This window comes from Brevibacillus dissolubilis (assembly GCF_006170445.1).
GTDB lineage: Bacteria > Bacillota > Bacilli > Brevibacillales > Brevibacillaceae > Brevibacillus_B > Brevibacillus_B dissolubilis.
The window spans coordinates 540735-560953 of the sequence record NZ_VCNA01000001.1 but is presented as its reverse complement, the minus strand read 5'-3'; the positions used below and the strand labels follow the sequence as shown (position 1 = coordinate 560953).

General features: G+C 52.9%; 2 protein-coding genes. Both read left to right on the top strand.

What is annotated here, in order from left to right; translation table 11 throughout:
• The first annotated feature begins 10 nt into the window (after positions 1-10).
• On the top strand, positions 11-12559 hold the full coding sequence (locus FGI41_RS01555; protein WP_176560069.1) for an SDR family NAD(P)-dependent oxidoreductase: 12549 nt from the start codon (positions 11-13) through the stop codon (positions 12557-12559).
• A 12-nt stretch (positions 12560-12571) separates the two neighbouring features.
• Positions 12572-20155: a non-ribosomal peptide synthetase gene (locus tag FGI41_RS01550; RefSeq protein WP_139488131.1), complete on the top strand. Its 7584-nt coding sequence runs from the start codon at positions 12572-12574 to the stop codon at positions 20153-20155.
• The last annotated feature ends 64 nt before the right edge of the window (positions 20156-20219 follow it).

Genomic DNA, 20219 nt, shown 5'->3' with positions numbered 1-20219 from the left:
AGGAATCAGTATGAATCGAAGAGATCCAGACGTATATCAGTTTCTTCGGTCCAGTCTGGCGAAAGAGTTGGATATGGATGTGGATGAAGTCCAGTCTGACATTCCGTTCGTTGAGATGGGACTCGATTCAATAAGTGGCGTCATGTGGGTAAGAAAAATCAACTCGCATTTCGGGGTTTCTTTGTCAGCGACGAAGGTCTACAGCCATCCGACTTTGGGGGAGTTTTATTCGCATCTGCTGTCCGAACTGGGTGGATCGGCAGTGGACTCAGATGAGAGTGTAGCCGGACAGTCAGCCACAGCATCCGGGCATGAGGATGTGCAAGACAGAAGCACACGTCCTCCGGCGGGTGACTCGGCGAAACATACCGTTGCTGCGTCAGGTGATACCGAAGCAGCACTTGCCGCAGTGATCTCTGACCTGCAAGCTACATTAGCGCAGGAACTGGAATGTAGCGCTGATGAGATCGACGAAGATACACCGTTCATGGAGCTTGGCCTGGACTCGATCATCGGGGTGACTTGGATTCGCAAAGTCAACAGCCGACTGAAACTGTCGCTTCCAGCCAGCAAGGTCTACAGCTACCCAACGGTCAGAAAGTTCGCTGAATATCTCGTAGAGGAACACAGGGATGGGCTGAGTGATGTGTCCAAGCAAGGACAGGCTCCTGTTGTGGAGGTAAAGCCTGTCAAGCTTGTTGAGACCGCTAAGCCTGTTGAGGATGCCAAGCCAATCGAGCCTGTCTTGCCGATCAAAGCGTCAGATTCCGAAATCCGGCCCGTGCATGCAAGCCAGATCAAATCTCGCCGTACAACACCTCATCAAGTTTCCGTCAAGCAACCATCTGCTGGTCTGACCGGGGCTGTCACAGCCCCGGCAGAGCAGCAACGCGTAGAGGCAGTCAAAACCATCGAGGCATCCAACGTCAAAGGAAATGACCACCAAGCACCAACCCCAAGCGTAACACCGGATGTCAAGGAAACCCCACATACGCAGACATGCGACATCGCGATTATCGGGATGTCCGGAAGCTTCCCAGAGGCTGAGAATCTGCACGAGTTCTGGCAAAACATCCTCAATGGAAAAGACTGCGTTACAGAGGTACCGCCTTCCCGCTGGTCAGTATCCGACTACTATGATCCAAAGCCTGATGTTCCAGGCAAATCCTACAGCAAATGGATGGGCGTACTGAAGAAAGCAGACAAGTTCGACCCGCTGTTTTTCAATATTTCACCGATTGAAGCCGAATACATGGACCCGCAGCAACGCCTGATGCTGCAGGAGAGCTGGCGATGCATCGAGGATGCAGGCTATGACCCGTCCAATCTGTCAGGTACCAAATGCGGCGTCTTTATCGGATGTTCTCCCAATGGATACGGTGGCGATCTGGACATCCATGAGATCAACGCCCACCAGAATCTCGGCACCAGCATGGCGATCCTCTCCAGCCGGATCTCGTATTATCTGAATCTGCGCGGCCCTTGCCTGTCGATCGACACCTCTTGCTCTTCTTCCTTGGTGGCAATCGCGAGTGCCTGCGACAGCCTGTTGTTGAAAAATGCGGATGCGGCTCTGGCAGGCGGTGTCTGGGTCATCCCAGGTCCGGGGCTTCACGTGGCGATGAGCCAGCTTCGCGCCTTGTCTCCAGATGGTCACTGCTATGCGTTTGACAGCCGTGCCAATGGGTTCGTACCTGCTGAAGGGGTCGGCGTCATCATGCTCAAACGCTTGGAGGATGCACAGAGAGACAACGATCACATCTATGCCGTGATCAAAGGCTGGGGGGTTAACCAAGACGGTAAATCCAATGGGATCACCGCGCCGAATGCAGATGCACAGGCCGAGCTTCAGCGGGATATCTATGAAAAATTCAACATCAACCCTGAACACATCCAGCTCGTCGAGACACATGGAACGGGTACAGCACTCGGCGACCCTGTTGAAATCGACGGACTCACCAGCGCGTTTGACGGGTATACCACCAAGCGCAACTACTGTGCCCTAACCTCTGTGAAAAGCAATATCGGTCACACTGCCTTTGCCGCTGGTGTGGCTGGTGTGATCAAAGCGGCACAATCGATCAAACACAAGGTTCTTCCACCAACCATCCACTACCATGAGATGAACCCACACATCGACCTGAGCCACACACCTTTTTATATCAATGACCAGTGTCGTCCGTGGGAGACGGAGAGGGAAAGCTTGCGCCATGCCGCAGTCAGTTCCTTTGGCTATAGCGGAACCAATGCACATGTCGTGCTTTCGGAAGCACCAGAGACCGAGGCAGTACACTCCGACCACCCTGACCGGCCAGTCAGCCTGATCGTGCTTTCCGCGCGCGATGCGCAACAGCTGGAAGTGCAGGCCCAAAATCTTTTGTCCTATCTGGAACAGACCCCTGATGCCGCCCTCGGTCCTATCAGCTACACCTTGCTGGTAGGCAGAAAGCACTTCCGCTACAGACTGGCACTTGTCGTCAGCAATCCATCCGAGCTGTCAAGGGAACTCAGGAAGTGGCTGGAAAAAGATCACAGCAGCCGTGTGGAGACTGGCCATGTCAATCCGATTCCGTTGTCGAGTGGCAATGCGGACTTGGAGTTGTTTCAGAAGAGTGCCGGAGTATGCCGCAGTGTAGCAGGTGAGGCCGACTATAAGCGTGCACTCACCACAGTGGCGGGATTGTATATCAAGGGGTATAAGCTTCCGGTTGAGCAGTTGTTTGACAAGGCGAAGTACCGTAGAATCCCATTGCCGACCTATCCGTTTGCCGAGCAATCCTTTTGGCGGGAGAGTGCCGTTCAGACCTCGAAGCAGGATCGTGCGACAGGGGAAAGCCGACTGCATCCGGTGATTCACCGCAGTACCTCTTCAGGGAACGAGACCAGCTTCAACTCGATGTTTGGCAGCAACGACTTTTTCATGCGTGATCACAAAGTCGGGGAGACCATGGTCGTGCCTGGGGTTGTCTATATCGAGATGGCCCGTGAAGCGATCATGAGAGCGGCGTCGAGTTCAAATCGTCACGGCTTGCAACCAACCCAGACACAAGTGAGACTGCAAAATGTCGTCTGGCTCCAGCCAGGCATGTTAAACGGCAATGATAAAGGTCGGTACGAACTGTCGTTGGATGTACGTGTACTGCCGAAGTCCGGTGAGCAGTTCGAGTACCAAATCGTGAGTACAGATGAGTTGGGACAGGAAGTGGTCTATAACCAAGGTGCCGGTTGTCTGGAATCCCAGTCCTCTTCCGCTCAGGTAGATCTTGCCGGATTGACTCGCACGTATGCAGACCGCGTGCTCACTTCCCGCGAGTTTTACAGCATCTACCAAGAGATCGGCCTAAACTACGGCCCGACACACCGAGCAGTGGTTGAGGTAAGAGCAGGGATCGGCGAAGACTCGCTTCCAGGTGTACTGGCGAAGCTGGAGCTTTCAGCAGGCAGTGATGCACATGTCAGCGGATTTGTGCTCCATCCAAGCATCATGGACGGTGCTTTGCAGTCTACGATGGCACTGGGATTCGCCAATGGTGGAACAGGGGGGACGGATGGCAAAGCGAGACTGCCGTTTTCCTTTGAAAGCCTTGAGATCTATCAGCCGACACCGAATCAGGCCTATGCATGGATCAGACATGCCAAGGGAGGGAACAAGAACGCTTCCCTGCAAAAGCTTGATATCAGCATTTGCGACGCCCAAGGAAGTGTCTGCGTGGAAATCAAAGGATTCTCGTCGCGTGAATTCGAGGTCACAGCGCGTCAGGGTGAACGCGTCACCTTCATCGCACCTGTCTGGACACCTGCTGACGATCTTGTGAACAATCATCTCCCGAACAATTCCGCGCCTCCTGCGGGACAAGATAGTGGCCACAAGGTAGTCGTGATCGGAGCTGTTCATCAGGGAGTGATGGAGAGCATCAGAGTGGCATTGCCAGAGTCAGTGGAGCTGGAGCGTATCCGCATCGACGGCAACACACTCAGCGAGCGCTATGAGGTTGCCGTACAGAACGTGATTTCGCTGATCAAAGAGCTGGCAGAAACCGGCGCTTCCCGCAAAAAGCTCTTACAGGTGGTTGTGATCGACAATGAAGCAAAGGATTACCAGACACTAAGCGGAATCTCCGGCTTGCTGAAGACAGCATCCATGGAGTATCCGTCCATTCGAACCCAGTGTATCGGTTGGTTCGATACTGTTGAACCTCATACACTCCGTGACTTGATCTGCTCGGTTGCCGCACAGCCGGTCAGAGATATCCGCTATTCCAACGGTACCGTGTCCATCAAAACGTACGAGAAGCTCACAGATGATCGCCAGTCCAAGAGCACCATCGCGTTGCGTGAGGGTGGCACCTACCTGATTACAGGCGGTCTCGGTGGCTTGGGCCGTATTTTTGCCGAACATATTGCCTCCAGTCTTACACAGGCTGCAGTGATTTTGACCGGACGTACGACGCCAGACTATCGTACAGAGGAGGCTCTTAGCTCCCTGCGGAAAAATGGTGTGAAGGTCGAGTACCAACCATGTGATATCGCGAATGCCAATTCGGTGGCGAAGTTGCTTGCTTACATCGAACAAACGTATGGCGATCTCACCGGAATCATCCACGCTGCGGGTACCTTAAACGATGGCTATATCCGTACTAAATCGCACAGTGCGATCCGTGATGTGTTATCGCCAAAGGTCGCGGGGATCGTGAATCTGGATGAAGCGAGCCGCCACCATCGTCTTGAATTTTTCGCAAGCTTTTCTTCCAATGTCAGTGAACTCGGAAATCCGGGACAGTCGGACTACGCTGCTGCCAACGGATTTATGGATGCTTACTCGGCTTACCGTGACGAGCTGGTTCTGATTGGGCAGCGTCATGGAAAAACGCTTTCGGTAAACTGGCCGCTCTGGGCAGAAGGCGGTATGCGTGTCGATCAGGAGACCGAAGAGCTGATTCGCGCGCAGGGTCTGATTCCACTCGGCACACGTGAGGGGATAGAAGCATTTGGACAGGCACTGAAGTCTGGCTTCCAGCAGGTGTGTGTATTTGCAGGTGATACGTCCCGTGTCATGAAGGCATTTGATCTGTATTCGGGTTTGGCGGTTAGCACAGGAACCGTAACAGGAACAGGCACAGGCGGCTCAGAGACAAAAACAGAATCAAAGATAAAGGCCGTTGCCGCTCCCGCTCCCGTTCACGGTGAGCGTGACAGAAGCCATCTAGCAAATGACCAGCATCTTTTGCACCGGATTCAGGCTGTATTAACGAAGCTGGTAACCGAACAGCTGAAGGTTCAGCCAGAGGATATCGATCTGAACAGTGAACTGAGCGACTTCGGATACGACTCGATCAGCCTGACCAAATTCGCCAATACCATAACCAATACATATGGGATTGAGCTTACGCCGACTATCTTCTTTGAATACCCAACATTGGGCAGTTTCGCTGATTATCTTCGTGAAGAGCATGGGATGGCTTTTGCCGGGCAGGGGAGTTCTGATGTCAGTGAATCTCTGACTGTGGACCTGCCATTGATAGAGATCGCTGCTTCCACGGAAGCTCCTGTGATAGAGGCTTCCTCTATTGAAGTTCCTTCGATCGAAATGGCTTCTATTCGCGTGCCTGCACCAGAGCAAGAGACTTCGGCATCCCAACTGGCTCAAGAAAAAGAGTTGCCGACAGCTGACCAGCGTGTCGCGATTATCGGGATGAGCGGAAGCTTTCCTCAAGCAGATGACCTGGATCGATTCTGGGAGAACCTGACAAACGGGGTGGACTGCATCACCGAAATCCCTGCAAGCCGCTGGGATTGGCGTAAGGTGTTCGGCGACCCGAGATCTGATGGGGACAAAACCAGTGTGAAATGGGGAGGCTTCATCGACGGTGTAGATCTGTTTGATCCGCTGTTTTTTAACATTTCACCACGGGAAGCCGAGTCGATGGACCCACAACAGCGACTGCTGATGACACATGTATGGCGTGCACTGGAAGACTCCGGCTATGCGCCGTCCAGCTTGGCAGGCTCTGATACGGCCGTCTTGATTGGAACCGCACCGAGTGGCTATGGCAATCTGCTTGTCCAAGCACGTCAGCTGGGCGAAAGCTATGCGGCGACAGGAGTATCCGGTTCTGTCGGTCCGAATCGAATCAGCTTCCTGCTTGATTTGCATGGTCCGAGTGAGCCGATTGAGACGGCGTGCTCCAGCTCGCTTGTTGCCATTCACAGAGGGGCAGAGCTGATCCGTCGCGGTGATGTGGGCATGGCGATTGTAGGTGGAGTGAACACCATCGTCAGTCCTGAGCTGCACATCAGCTATGCCCGTGCAGGTATGCTGTGTGATGACGGACGTTGCAAGACATTCTCCGATCAGGCCAATGGTTATGTGAGAGGCGAAGGGGTCGGCGTACTGGTTCTCAAGTCCCTCGCGCAGGCAGAGGCTGACGGCGATCAGATCTACGGTGTGATTATCGGAAGCGCAGAGAACCACGGCGGCCGTGCCAATTCACTCACTGCGCCTAACCCGAATGCACAGGCCGAAGTCATCAAAGCCGCGCATCGTCAGGCCGGAATCGATCCAAGCACGGTGACTTATATCGAAGCCCACGGCACGGGGACACAGCTTGGCGACCCGGTAGAGATCAATGCGCTCAAGAAAGCTTTTCACGAATTATATGAAGCAAAGGGAAGCCAACTCAGCCCAACGCCGGGTTGTGGCATCGGCTCCGTAAAATCCAATATCGGTCACTTAGAGCTTGCGGCCGGTGTGGCAGGCGTGATCAAAACCCTGCTCCAAATGAAGCACCAAACACTGGTCAAGAGCCTGCATACGGAAACGATCAATCCATATATCAAGCTGGAGCAAAGTCCGTTTTATATTTTGCAGGAAAACCGTCCTTGGGAGGCTCCACAGAACGAACATGGTGAGGCAGCACCTCGAAGAGCCGGAATCAGCTCGTTTGGATTCGGCGGGGTCAATGCACATGTGTTGATTGAGGAATACATTCCATCAGAAGCAGGGATGACAAAGCCGTCTGGCAATGGACATGCAGGCTATCCGGTTGTGTTGTCCGCCCGCTCTGAACAACAGCTGATGCAGGCTGCCAAGGATCTGCTGAATTTTGTTAAGGTGAATGGTCTTGGTGATCCAGATCTGGCAAACCTGGCGTTCACGCTTCAAGTCGGACGGGATGCCATGGAAGAGCGACTGGCCACTCTCGTCTATGACATGGAGGAGCTTAAGAAGAAGCTTGAAGCAGTATGTACCGTGCAACCTGACTACACTTCTTGGTTCAAAGGAACGGTCAAGCAGGCCGGTGTAACGCTTGCTGTATTTAACGCGGATCAAGCCCGTCAGGAAGCGGTGGATGGCTGGATAGCCCAACATAAATATGAACCGATCCTCGACCTATGGGTTCAGGGCTTCAAATTTGACTGGAAGCGCATCTATTCCGATGAGCAAAAGGTGAAAAGAATCAGCCTGCCTACCTATCCATTTGACGAACAACGGTATTGGGTGAAGGGCGGCAACGTACAGAGTGACCTGCATGAAGGCGGGGCTGTACAGCTGGTGAAGACGGAGTCCGTGATCCATCCGCTGGTGCACAAGAACGACTCCAATTTACAAGAAGTCGCATTCTCATCTAGCTTTGACGGCAGTGAGTTTTTCCTCGCAGACCATCAAGTGAATGGTCAGCCTACGCTTCCGGGAGTCGCCTACCTGGAGATGGCGCGGGAAGTGGCTGTCCGTGCGAATGGAGACACGCAAAAGAGAGCCATAGCAGTAACCGGAGTAGTCTGGCTCAAGCCAGCTGTTGTGGATGATCAACCGCTGAATCTGCGCACTCGCATCGAAGCGCGTAGCAACGATGAGCTAAGTTATGCGATTTATGCGGGAACCGGTCAAGAGCATCTGGTATACAGTCAGGGGAATTGCCGGCTTCTCGAAGTCGCGGCAATGGAACCTAGCGCACTGGATCTCAACCAATTACTCACAGCTTGCAACCAACAGCAAGTGACGGGGGATACCATCTATTCTGCCTACGATCAGTTCGGACTTCATTATGGGCCTGCGTACAGAGCAGTGGTGGAGGTTCATTGCGGCTTGGACAGCAAGGGCTATCCACAAGCGGTAGCCAAGCTGTCCTGCCCGGAAGATATCCGTGCGACCCTGTCGGAATATGTGTTACATCCATCTATGATCGACAGTGCCCTGCAGGCGACACTTGCGATGAGCATCGGCGCAGCATCCGAAAAGCAAGCCGAGCAGGGGCCACGGGTGCCATACGCACTTGACTCGGTACACATCTACGCTAAGACCCCACCTGTTGCCTATGCATGGATTCGCTACAGCAAAGAGAGTGCGCCAGATCATGCTGTCCGCAAGCTGGATATCAGTGTGATGGATGCGGACGGTCGCATCTGTGCAGAACTGAACGGATTAAGCTCCCGAGTGTTGAAAACGCACACTGCAAGCGATGAGCCATATGCGTTGTATGCTCCGGAGTGGGTTTCTGTACCGCTGCACGCCGCTACAAATCCAATGATTGACGGTAAGCAAGGAGACGTTCACATCTTTGTGGCAGGCAATCTACCTGCCGACGTGAAAAGCAGACTGGAGCAGGCACATGAGTCACAGCAGGTACCGGGTACAAGCAAGCTTACCTTTATCCCGGTAGAAGGTGCTTCCGTGGATCAGCAATATACCGACGCCGCGCGTAAGCTGTTCGTAGCCATCCAGCCGCTTGTCAGCGTTCGCACCACCAACGACACGCTCGTGCAGGTCGTGATCGCCGATGCTTCAGAGAGCACAGGGGGATGCATAGCAGGTGTCGTCGGGATGTTAAAAACAGTCGCACTTGAGAATCCTCATATCCGTATTCAGCTCGTGGAGACAGGTCGTGTCACGGATGCTGATGCGCTGATTGACATCATTACGCATAACGCCGCTGATCACGGTGCACAAGAAGTGCGCTATACAGCGGAGGGGGAACGTCGGGTGAAACAATGGATGGAGCTGGAGGTTTCATCCACGCCGCAAACCCCGATTCACCATGCTCCGATTTGGAAAAACGGCGGAATCTATCTAATCACCGGCGGCTTGGGCAAGCTTGGTCTTATTTTTGCAACTGACATCGCGGCTCACACCAATAACGCCACCATCGTATTGTGCGGACGCTCCCCGCTGACCGCAGAAAACCAAATGGCACTGGATCGCCTGAGCGAACTTGGTGCGACCGTGGACTATCAGATGGTTGATATGGGTAGCTGCGAGGATGTCGAGCGTCTTGTGAGACATGTAGAACAAGCATATGGTACACTGACCGCCGTCCTGCACAGCGCAGGCATCACAAAAGACCGTTTACTTATCAATAAACCAGTGGAAGAGCTTGAAAGCGTGCTGATGCCAAAGGTTACAGGGTTAGCCAACCTCGATCAGGCGACAAAAACGCATCCGCTTGATTATTTCATCTGCTTCTCGTCCGCGTCGGCTGAGCTGGGGAATCCAGGACAGAGTGATTATGCCGCCGCCAACGCATTTATGGATCAATACGCGGTCTATCGCAATCACCTCGTCCGCGAAGGCCGTCGCTTTGGCCGGACCCTTTCGATCAACTGGCCGCTCTGGGAAGAAGGGGGCATGCAGGTGGACGAAAGCCAGCGCAAGCGCATGGCCGCGATGGGAATCGGTGTGTTGCGTACGGAACAGGGTCTTGCCGCTTTCCGATCTGCGGTACGTGCTCATGTGGATCAGGTGCTTGTTTTTGCAGGTGTACGTCAGGAGGATCAGTCCGAGGATGTCGTCAAGATTGCATCTGAAACGGCTGAAGTGTCTGTTGGTCACATTGCATCGGAATCGTCTGAAGGACCTGCCACCCGGGAAAAAGCAGTGCGCTACTTACAGAAGCTGATCGCTAATGCTTTATCCTTGCCAGTAGACCGCTTGCAGGTAGATACGCCTATGGAACGGTACGGCATCGACTCGATGATGGCCGCTGATCTGATTTTCCAGCTTGAAAAACCGTTTGGCACTTTATCGAAAACGCTGTTCTTCGAGGTGCAGACCGTCCGTGAGCTGGCTGACTATTTTATCGAACATCACCGTGTTGCATTGAACAAGCTGTTGGGTATCACAGAAAAGGTCGCTATCACCTCAGCTCCAAAACCGGAGCAGGTACTTGAGCAAGACAGACCACTACTGCGTGCGAATGCTTACGCTAAGGCAGATGAGAAAACCGCAATTCAGGTTGATGCTCAGACACAATCACCATCAACCCAGGCCAAATCCACCGATATCGCTATCATCGGGATGGTAGGCCGCTATCCGAAAGCAAACAATCTGCAAGAATTCTGGAACAATCTCGCCAACGGCACAGATTGTGTAACGGAAGTCCCTGCTGACCGCTGGGATGTGAGCGAGTTTTTCAACGCAGATAAAGACTCCCTTGGCACGACTTACTGCAAGTGGGGCGGCTTTATCGACGACGTGGATCGCTTCGATCCGCTGTTCTTCCAGATCACGCCTCGTGAAGCCAAATGGATGGACCCACAGCAGCGGCTGTTCATGGAAGAGGTCTGGAAGCTGCTCGAAGGAAGCGGCATCACTCAGGCCAAAATAGAGTCCCGATACAAGCGACGCGTCGGTGTCTATGTAGGTTCGATGTATCAGATGTATCAGGCGGACAGCACAGATGTCGTCGGCCATGCATTGACCTCTGTGTCCTCTTACAATTTGATCGCCAACCGGGTCTCTCATTATTTTGGCTTCGAAGGTCCGAGTGTCGCGGTAGATAATATGTGCTCCTCCTCGACGATGGCGATCCATCTGGCATGTAACGCGCTGGCGCAAGGTGAAGCTACCCTTGCCATCGCGGGTGGTGTGAATGTAACCATTCATCCGAATAAATATATCGGACTCAGCCAAGCGCAGATGATTGCAAGCCATCCAGAAAGCAGAAGCTTCCGTGACGGAGACGGGTATCTTCCTTCAGAAGGCGTAGGTGCCGTGCTGCTAAAACCACTCCAAGATGCCATCCGAGACGGAGACAACATCATGGCGGTGATCAAGTCCAGTTCGTCCCTGCATGGTGGACGGGCCAACGGTTTTATGACGCCTAGCTCCAAGACTCAGGTCAAACTGATTGAAGATTCTCTGCAACGTGCAGGGCTTGAGCCGGATGCGATCAGCTATATCGAGTCTGCTGCCAATGGATCAGCACTCGCAGATGCGGTAGAGATCAATGCATTGGCCAAAGTTTTCAAGAATACAACGCACAGCATTCCGATGGGATCAGTCAAGTCTAATCTGGGTCATCCAGAAGCTGCCTCCGGAATCGCTCAGTTAACCAAGGTAGTATTGCAACTCCAGAACAAAAGAATTGCGCCTATGGTAAACGTTGGGCAGATCAATCCGAATCTAGATTTGGAGCATCTGCCATTCCGATTGACGGCAGAACTGGAAGCATGGGAGACAGGTACAGGAGAAGCGCAAAATTCTCCGAGACGGGCTTTGATCAATTCAATCGGTGCAGGCGGAAGCTATGTGAGCTTGGTCATCGAGGAGTATTCCGGAGCCAAGAACCAACTCACCGTTTCCACAGATACCGAGTTTGATCCTCAGCTGATCGTGCTGTCTGCGAAGGATGAGCGAGGATTGCACAAGATGGCAGAAAACGCGCTTCACTATGTAGACGGGAACAAGGATGTTTCCTTGCCAGACTTAGCCTATACGCTGCAGCTCTGCCGCAATGAAATGCCACTGCGCCTTGCCTTTGTTGCCCGGTCAGTCGATGAGCTGGAGGAATGCTTAGCTTCCTATTTAAATAGGTCTTCATCTCCAACCAATCTGACTCAGACCGTCTATACAGGCCATGCCGAAACCGACTTTGCCCAGCTGGAGCCGATTATCTCCGGCAGCCGTGGTGAAGAGTTCGTACGCTCATTGGTATCCGACCGAGATCTCGACCGTCTCGCCGCACTTTGGGTAAAAGGGTGCCCTGTCGATTGGGCCGGCCTGCATCAGCAGTCGCCGCGAAAAATCGTTTCTCTCCCGACATACCCATTTGAACGCGAAAGATACTGGCATTCTGAAGGGGCTATTGCGAAAGCACCTCAGCAACCTATTCCGGCACCAGCTACACCAGTCGCAGTTACCTCGATCATAGATGCACCCATCATAGAAAAAACCGATACCAATCCATCAGACCTCAGCACATACCTGATCGACTTTTTTGCTGCATACACCGGCATGTCTGCCGAACGGATTCCTGTCGACAAGGACATGCACGCATTCGGGATCGATTCGATTGCATGGCTGAGACTCCAGCGCATGGTCGAGAAGGATTTCGGTATCGAACTACTCAACAGGGAATTGCTGGACATCACGACGATCCATGCGCTTGCTGCGTGTCTTGCAGGCAAGATGGCTTCCCAGTCGTCCACAGCGGTCAACGATCATCCCGTCAGCGTAGCTGTTGAAGATCCTTCCAGCGTGCGGGAGATGAAGCTGAAGATGCTGGAAGATTTTAAGAATGGAAAAATTGGATTAGGAGCGTTGAAGAAAACCATCCGAAAGTAAGGAGTTACGCATATGACTGAATTCGAAATTCTGATGGGGTTCAAGAGCGGCAAATATACTTCTGAGGAAGTTTTGGCTTTCTATGAAAAGCAGAATATCACTGTCAAATATCCCCTTTCAGAGGGGCAGAAAGGCTTGTGGATGCTGCACAAGCTTGATCCAACCTCTGATGTCTACAACATCCCTGTATGCTTCCGGATTCGTGCCAAGGTTGATATAGAAAAGCTTAAGCAGGCATTTGCTGTGGTTGTGACCCGCCATGAGCAGCTGTCCTGCTTGGTCAGTGAAGAGGAAGGGGTACCTTATTTGGTACCCCAGCCTTTCCGTGATCACACATTCTCCGCAACCCAGATTCACATACCTGTCGGGGACGAGCTCATCTCCCTGCTCAGACGCGAGCTGAAAAAGCCGATTGATCTGTACCGCGATCCACTAATCCGCATGAACGTCTATAGCGCTACCCCAACCGACCATGTCGTGCTGGTCGTGGTTCATCACCTGGTATTCGATGGCGCGTCCACCTCTGTTTTTCTGTCTGATCTGTTCGCAACCTATGAAGCGCTGGTGAAAAACGGCGCTGTCAGTGAATCAGATGAATTCATTACCTATGACGAGTTCCTTGAGTGGGAACTGAATTATCTGGACGGAGAGCAAAGCAGGGCAGACAGAGGATACTGGCTGGACAAGCTCGACGGTGAGCTCCCATCTCTGACGCTTGACATCGAACGCCAAAACGAGGTCTATCTCACTTCCAAAGGGGCGACCTTCGCGTTACCGCTGACCGGTTCGGAACACAGCGCCATATCGCAATTCTGCACGAAGCATCGGGTCAAGCCCACCGCCTTCTTTCTTTCGATTTTCCAGACGTTGCTCCAACGCTACACAGGGGAAAAAGATCTGATCATCGGGATGCCGACGATGGGGAGACCCAAGTTCGAGTTTTATCAGGCCATCGGGTATTTTGTGAATATGATGCCGATGCGCAGTATGATTCATGATGATTTGCTTTATTCCGATTACCTGAGTGAACTGAATGTTGCACTCGCAGAAAATATGGACCATGCCACCTATCCATTTCCGCGTATGGTCAAAGACCTCAACATTCAGAGCAATCTGCAGGCACCACCCGTTTTTCAGGTTACATATACCTTCCAAAACAAAAATCTGTTTACGATCAACGCCAGCACTCCGACGCTTGGTGAGATCGAGTTTGTTGAGCAGATCGGGCAGGAAGGCGAGTTCAAGATTTCGCTGGAGGTATTTGAAGAGCAGGACAGGTTCGTTCTGTGCTTGAAATACGATGCCAACAAGTTTGACGCACAAGACATCGCGTCCATGATGGGTCACTACCAAAACCTGATCACAGCGGTGATAGCGAACCCTTCCGCACCAATTGGCAGCTACAGCTATCTGTCCGAAGCAGAGAGAAATCAGGTGCTGATCGGATGGAACCAGACCAAGGCTCCGTTTCCATCTGAGCGTTGCCTGCACGATTTCTTTGAAGAGCATGCCAGCGCTCACCCTGAAGCCATCGCGCTGGAGTACGACGGGAAACAGATGAGCTATGCAGAGCTGAATGCACGTGCCAACCAAGTGGCCGCCTATCTGCGCCAGTCCGGCGTCAAGACGGATACGGTGGTAGCGCTTTGTGCAGAGCGGTCATTTGAGATGGTGATCGGTATTTATGGGATTGTGAAGGCGGGAGGCGCGTATTTGCCGATCGACCCTGCGTATCCGGCTGACCGCGTCACATATATGGTGGAGAATGCTGGAGTCACGAGGATGCTCACGCTCTCGTATCTGGCAGACTCACTGCCGCTGGAGGGTATGGATGTCGCTTATCTCGATACGGATGAGGATTCGTCCGGACGCAAAGGGGTGTTCTCAACCCAGCCTACCGCCAATGTGTCGCGCGCAGAAACCGGTCTTGGGGTGCACAATCTCGCTTATGTGATCTATACATCCGGGTCCACCGGGCTGCCAAAAGCCGTTATGGTGGAGCACCGGGCTTTGACCAACCGGATCGACTGGATGCAGAAGGCGTACAGCCTCGACACATCCGATGTCGTCCTGCAAAAAACACCGTTTAGCTTCGATGTGTCGGTCTGGGAGTTCTTCTGGCCGCTCATCACGGGTGCACGCATGGTCATCGCCAAGCCCGGCGGTCACGCAGATCCTGCTTACCTGAGCGCGCTGATCCAGTCCACGGGTGTGACCACGCTTCATTTTGTGCCGTCGATGTTTCGGATCATGTTGGGTGAGGATGCGTGGAAGGAATGCACAACGATTCGCCGTGTCTTTTGCAGTGGGGAGGCGCTGCCACCTGACCTTGTGAAGAGACACTATGCACAAAACCAGGCTGCGCTCATCAACCTGTACGGGCCTACGGAAGCAGCCATCGACGTGAGTTACTGGAACTGCCCGAATACCAGTGGAGGAAGCACCGTTCCCATCGGTAAGCCGATTCAAAATGTCAAGCTCTACGTGCTCAACGACCAATTGTCGCCACAAGCTGTGGGCTTCCGCGGACAGCTCTATATCGGCGGGGACTGCCTGGCGAGAGGTTATCTCAATAACCCGGCACTTACGAGTGAGAAGTTCATTCCCGATCCTTTTTCCAATGAACCGGGAGCACGGTTGTATAAGACAGGGGACGTGGTGCGTTGGTTAAAAGACGGCAATCTGGAATACTGCGGCCGGATCGACCATCAAGTGAAGATTCGCGGTATGCGTATCGAGCTGGGTGAGATCGAAGCGAAGCTCAACGATTCGCCAGATGTAGATGCAGCCGTGGTGCTCGTACGTGAGGATACCCCAGGTGATCAGCGGCTTGTCGCCTATGTGGTGCTGGCTGAGGGGGTTCCAAGTACAGATGTGGGGGGCAAGCTGTCCACGTTTATGAAGGAGACACTGCCTGATTATATGGTTCCACGTGCATTTGTCGTGCTTGATGAGATCCCAGTGACCACCAATGGGAAAGTCAACCGTGCCGCATTGCCTGTCCCAGAAAGTGATTCTTATGCATCCGAAGCGTATGTGGCACCAAGCACAGCGACAGAGGCGCTGCTCGTCGACATCTGGACGGAGGTACTGGGGTTTGATGCCGGGAAAATCGGGGTGAATGACAATTTCTTCGCCTTGGGCGGTCACTCGCTGCTGGTTCCGAAGGTTCTTTCACGCCTTCATGATCATCAGGTGATGGCAGATATCCGCAGTGTCTTTAATGCACCGACGCTTGCAAGTCTGGCCGCCGAAATTGACAGCTTGGAAGTGTTGGAGACCTATGTGGTGCCACCGAACAAGATTCCTGAGGGTTGCACGGACATTACACCGGATATGCTCACACTGGTGGCACTAGACAGACAGGAGATTGAGAGCATCGTTGAGACCGTACCGGGCGGGGCTGCGAATATTCAGGACATTTATCCGCTGGCACCTCTTCAGGAGGGGATTCTTTTCCACCACCTGATGGATCCGGAGAATGATCCTTATGTGCTCTCTGGCTTGTTTTCTTTTGAAAACAGAGCGCGCCTCGACCAGTTTGTCACTGCACTCCAGCATGTCATCGACCGTAACGACGTATTGCGGACTGCTGTTGTCAGCAAAGGTGTTTCACAGCCGGTACAGGTTGTATACCGAGAGGCGAAGCTGAACCTAGATACGGTTACGCTTGCTCCCGGCATTGATGCAGAAAGCCATATGCGCGGTCTGTTGCAAGGGCCTCATGTGATGAACATCAACCTAGCTCCGATGATCCAGTTGAAGACCGCATGTGACTCCCATACAGGCGTCTGGTATGTATTGTTCCATATGCACCATCTCATAGATGATGCTACCTCGCTTAGATTCTTGTTCGCTGAAGTGATCGCTTATCTAAAAGGTGAGGAAGCCGGCCTCAGCAAGCCGATCCCGTACAGAGAGTTTGTCGGCTATGCGATTCAGCAGAAGAATTCGGTTGACGCGAAAACCTATTTTGAAGGAGCCCTCGGAGATGTGGACGAACCAACGGCACTGTTCGGGTTGACCAATGTGCATGGGGACGGAAGCAGTGTCAAGGATTTACGCAAGACGCTTCCCGCACAGCTGTCTGGCCATGTACGTGCACTGGCCAAACGGATGCATCTAAGTCCAGCCAGCCTTTTTCACGCCGCATGGGCCATGGTCATCGCCACGTGCGCAGGTCGGGATGATGTCGTCTTCGGTACAGTGTTGTCTGGACGGATGCAGGGAATTCAGGGCGGTGAGCGCATGCTGGGCAATGTGATCAACACACTGCCGCTGCGCGTGAATCTCACCAACAAGTCTGTCAAACAGATCCTGCACGATACGGATCGGGCACTGCGCGAGCTGATCGGCTACGAGCAGGCATCGCTGTCGCTCGCCCAGAGCTGTTCGGGTCTGGATAGCGATATTCCGCTGTTTAACGCCATGATCAACTTCCGTTCCATGGGAGCAGATGGTCAAAACCGGGAAAGCGATTTCGTCCAATTCGGCATGAAGTCGCTCGTAGGTGTCGTCGAGCGTACGAACTATCCCATGCTCGTGTCTATCGATGACGAGGGCGATCATTTCTCTATCGAGGTTCAGGTGGATCAAACTCTTTCATGTGAGTCGATCATCGGATACTTGGAGAACGCTCTTGCAGGTATTGTCAGCAAGATGGAACAGGAATCGACTGAGGACACCCTTGCTTCTATGGTTAATATCCTGCCTGAATCCGAGTGGGAGCAGGTCGTCAACGGCTGGAACAGAACCGAACGTCCGTACCCGAACGATGTCTGCATTCACGAGGTGTTCCAATCCCGCGTCCAAGAGAACCCTGATCGCACCGCTATCGTGTATCAGGACACCACGGTTACCTACGGTGAGCTGGACCGGATTTCAACAGAGCTTGCTTTTTACTTAACGGAAAAAGGCGCAGGGCCTGACCGGTTTATCGCACTGGTGGTCGAACGTTCTGTCGAGATGGTAGCGGGTCTGCTCGGTGTGTTAAAGGCGGGTGCCGCTTATATCCCGATTGATCCAGAGACACCAGAAGACCGATTGGCTTATATCCTCACAGACAGCAAAGCCGTTATGGTATTGACACTTGGCAAGTACAAGGATCGCGTGAGCAAGGTGCTGGATCATATGGCTGACACACAAGGAGCGGCTAACCGACCGACCTTGGTAGACCTGAATGACACAGCATCATGGCAGCCTTTGGCACAAGCAGGCCATGCACACGTAGAGACACCGAAAACTGCCGTTACCAATGAAAACCTCGCCTATGTGATCTATACATCAGGGACGACCGGCAATCCGAAGGGCGTATGCGTCACCCACAAAAGTATCCTCAATACGCTCCATTTCCTTGAGGAGATGTACCCTGTTGGTTCCAACGACGCGTATCTGCTCAAGACGAACTATAGCTTTGATGTTTCGATCTCTGAGCTGTTTGGCTGGTTTATCGGCAACGGGCATCTGGTCATCCTGCCTCCAGGCGATGAAAAGTCGCCGCAGGAGATCATCCGTCATATTCAGAGCTATGGTGTGACCCATATCAACTTTGTTCCATCGGTGTTGAGCGTGTTTTTGCAGACGGCACAGACCAGTCCTGACTCTCTGGCCAACTGCCCGCTCAAATACCTGATGGTCGCAGGCGAGGCATTCCCCAAAGAGCTCGTGGCTCAAGCCGTCGCTACATTCAAGCAAGCAAAAGTGGAGAACATCTACGGCCCGACAGAAGTCTCGATCTATGGAACGTACTTTTCTTGCTCCGACCATGAGATTGTAGGAACGGCTACCCCAATCGGAAGACCGATCGCCAACGCCAAGGCCTATATCGTGGACAGACACTTGAAGCCGACGCCAATCGGTGTTCCGGGTGAATTGTGCATCGCAGGTGCTGGTCTGGCTCAGGGATATCTCAACAACGAACCGCTGACTCAGGAAAAATTCATCGACAATCCGTTCGCGGCAGGAACCAAGCTGTATCGGACAGGGGATCTAGTGAGATGGTTGCCAGATGGTCAGATCGAATATCTGGGAAGACTTGATTTTCAGGTCAAAATCCGTGGCTTGCGAATCGAGCTTGGAGAAATCGAACACCAACTCAACATCCATCCTGCCGTCAGCAGTTCCGTTGTGGTCAAGCATGAACTGATCAAGGGAGAAGATGCACTGGTCGCCTATCCAGCTATAGAAGGGAAGTCAGCGTCAGCCTGCCACCATATTCTCTCCATGCAAGAAGACGGCACGCTGACCCATGACGATCTGTATGACCTCCCCAACGGCATGCAGGTATGCGGTGTCAGCAGACATGAGACAGATATCCTGTATCGGGATCATTTCTCGAACACGTTCCCGGATGTTTCCCTGAAGGCAGGAGATTGTGTACTCGATATAGGGGCCAACATCGGTATGTTCGGTCTGAGCTTAGCGTCCAAGGTAGAAGGGCTGCGTATCTATTCCTATGAACCTGTACCTTCCATTTACGAGATTCTGAGCAAAAACAGCCGCATCCTCGGTGGTAACACCATCATCCCGATTCACGCCGGATTCTCCAGCTCTGTAAAAGAAGCGCAGTACGACTACTACCCTGGTATGTCCCTATTATCTGGGGGAGAGAAGGAACTGGATACGCTGACCGACATCATCGACCGCCGTGGCTATCTGACAGATGCCGGACAGCAAGGAGACACCGCCTACTGGAACCTCCTCGAAGGCAAGGCAGTAGAAAAACAGCACGTCCAAGTCTCCCTGACCACGATCACAGAACAGATACGGGCACTTGGTCTGACTTCTATCACCTTCGTGAGAATCGACGTCCACCATGGCGCGTTGGATATCCTGGATGGTGTTGAAGAGCAGGACTGGGCGAAGATTCAACAGTTTGCCATCACGGTCAGTCCGGCCGACGACGAGATCCGTAAGCTAAAAGAACGTCTTACTGCCCATGGATACCAAGTAAGTGTCGCATCCACCTACCCAGAAGGCAGTGAAGGTGGGATGTGCAACCTGATTGCGAAGCGGGGAGAAATCGAAGCGGTGAAGCCTCTGGTTCCTGTTCAGACCAATGATGTTGATCTGAAGTATGTAGGGCCGAAGAAAGTGGAAGAACTGCTGCTAACCCATCTAAAGTCCCGCCTGCCAGCTTACATGGTACCGTCCAGACTCATCCTGATGAGCAAGCTGCCTCTCAATCAGAACGGCAAAGTCGACCGAAAAGCCCTTCCCGTCCCTGAAAAGGCATCCCAGTCACATGAAACCTATGTCGGACCGCAAAACCAGACAGAAGAACTGCTGGTCGCCATCTGGGCCGAGCTGCTTGATACGGAAGCGGATAAGATCAGTGTCACCGACAGCTTTTTCAGTCTGGGCGGCCACTCGCTCCTCGTAACGAGAATGCTGAACCGGATCAAACAGAGCACGGGTGTGGAGCTGCCGATTAAGATGGTGTTTACGAGTCCGACCGTGTCCGCTATTGCAGAAGAGTTGCAAGAACTCATGCCAGAGGCGAAGGATTCTTTGGCTGTGAGTGTGGATAAGATTTTGGAGAGTATTGAGATGATAGAAGGGTTAAGTGAGGAGGAATTGAGCAGGTTGTTTGAATAGCCGGGGAATAGTACAGTACCTGATATGACAGCGGATGAAAGTTCGCTTAACGAAGGTCATCATG

Coding starts and splice junctions, on each gene's coding strand:
- FGI41_RS01555 (WP_176560069.1), top strand. CDS start 11: ATGAATCGAAGAGATCCAGACGTATATCAGTTTCTTCGGTCCAGTCTG.
- FGI41_RS01550 (WP_139488131.1), top strand. CDS start 12,572: ATGACTGAATTCGAAATTCTGATGGGGTTCAAGAGCGGCAAATATACT.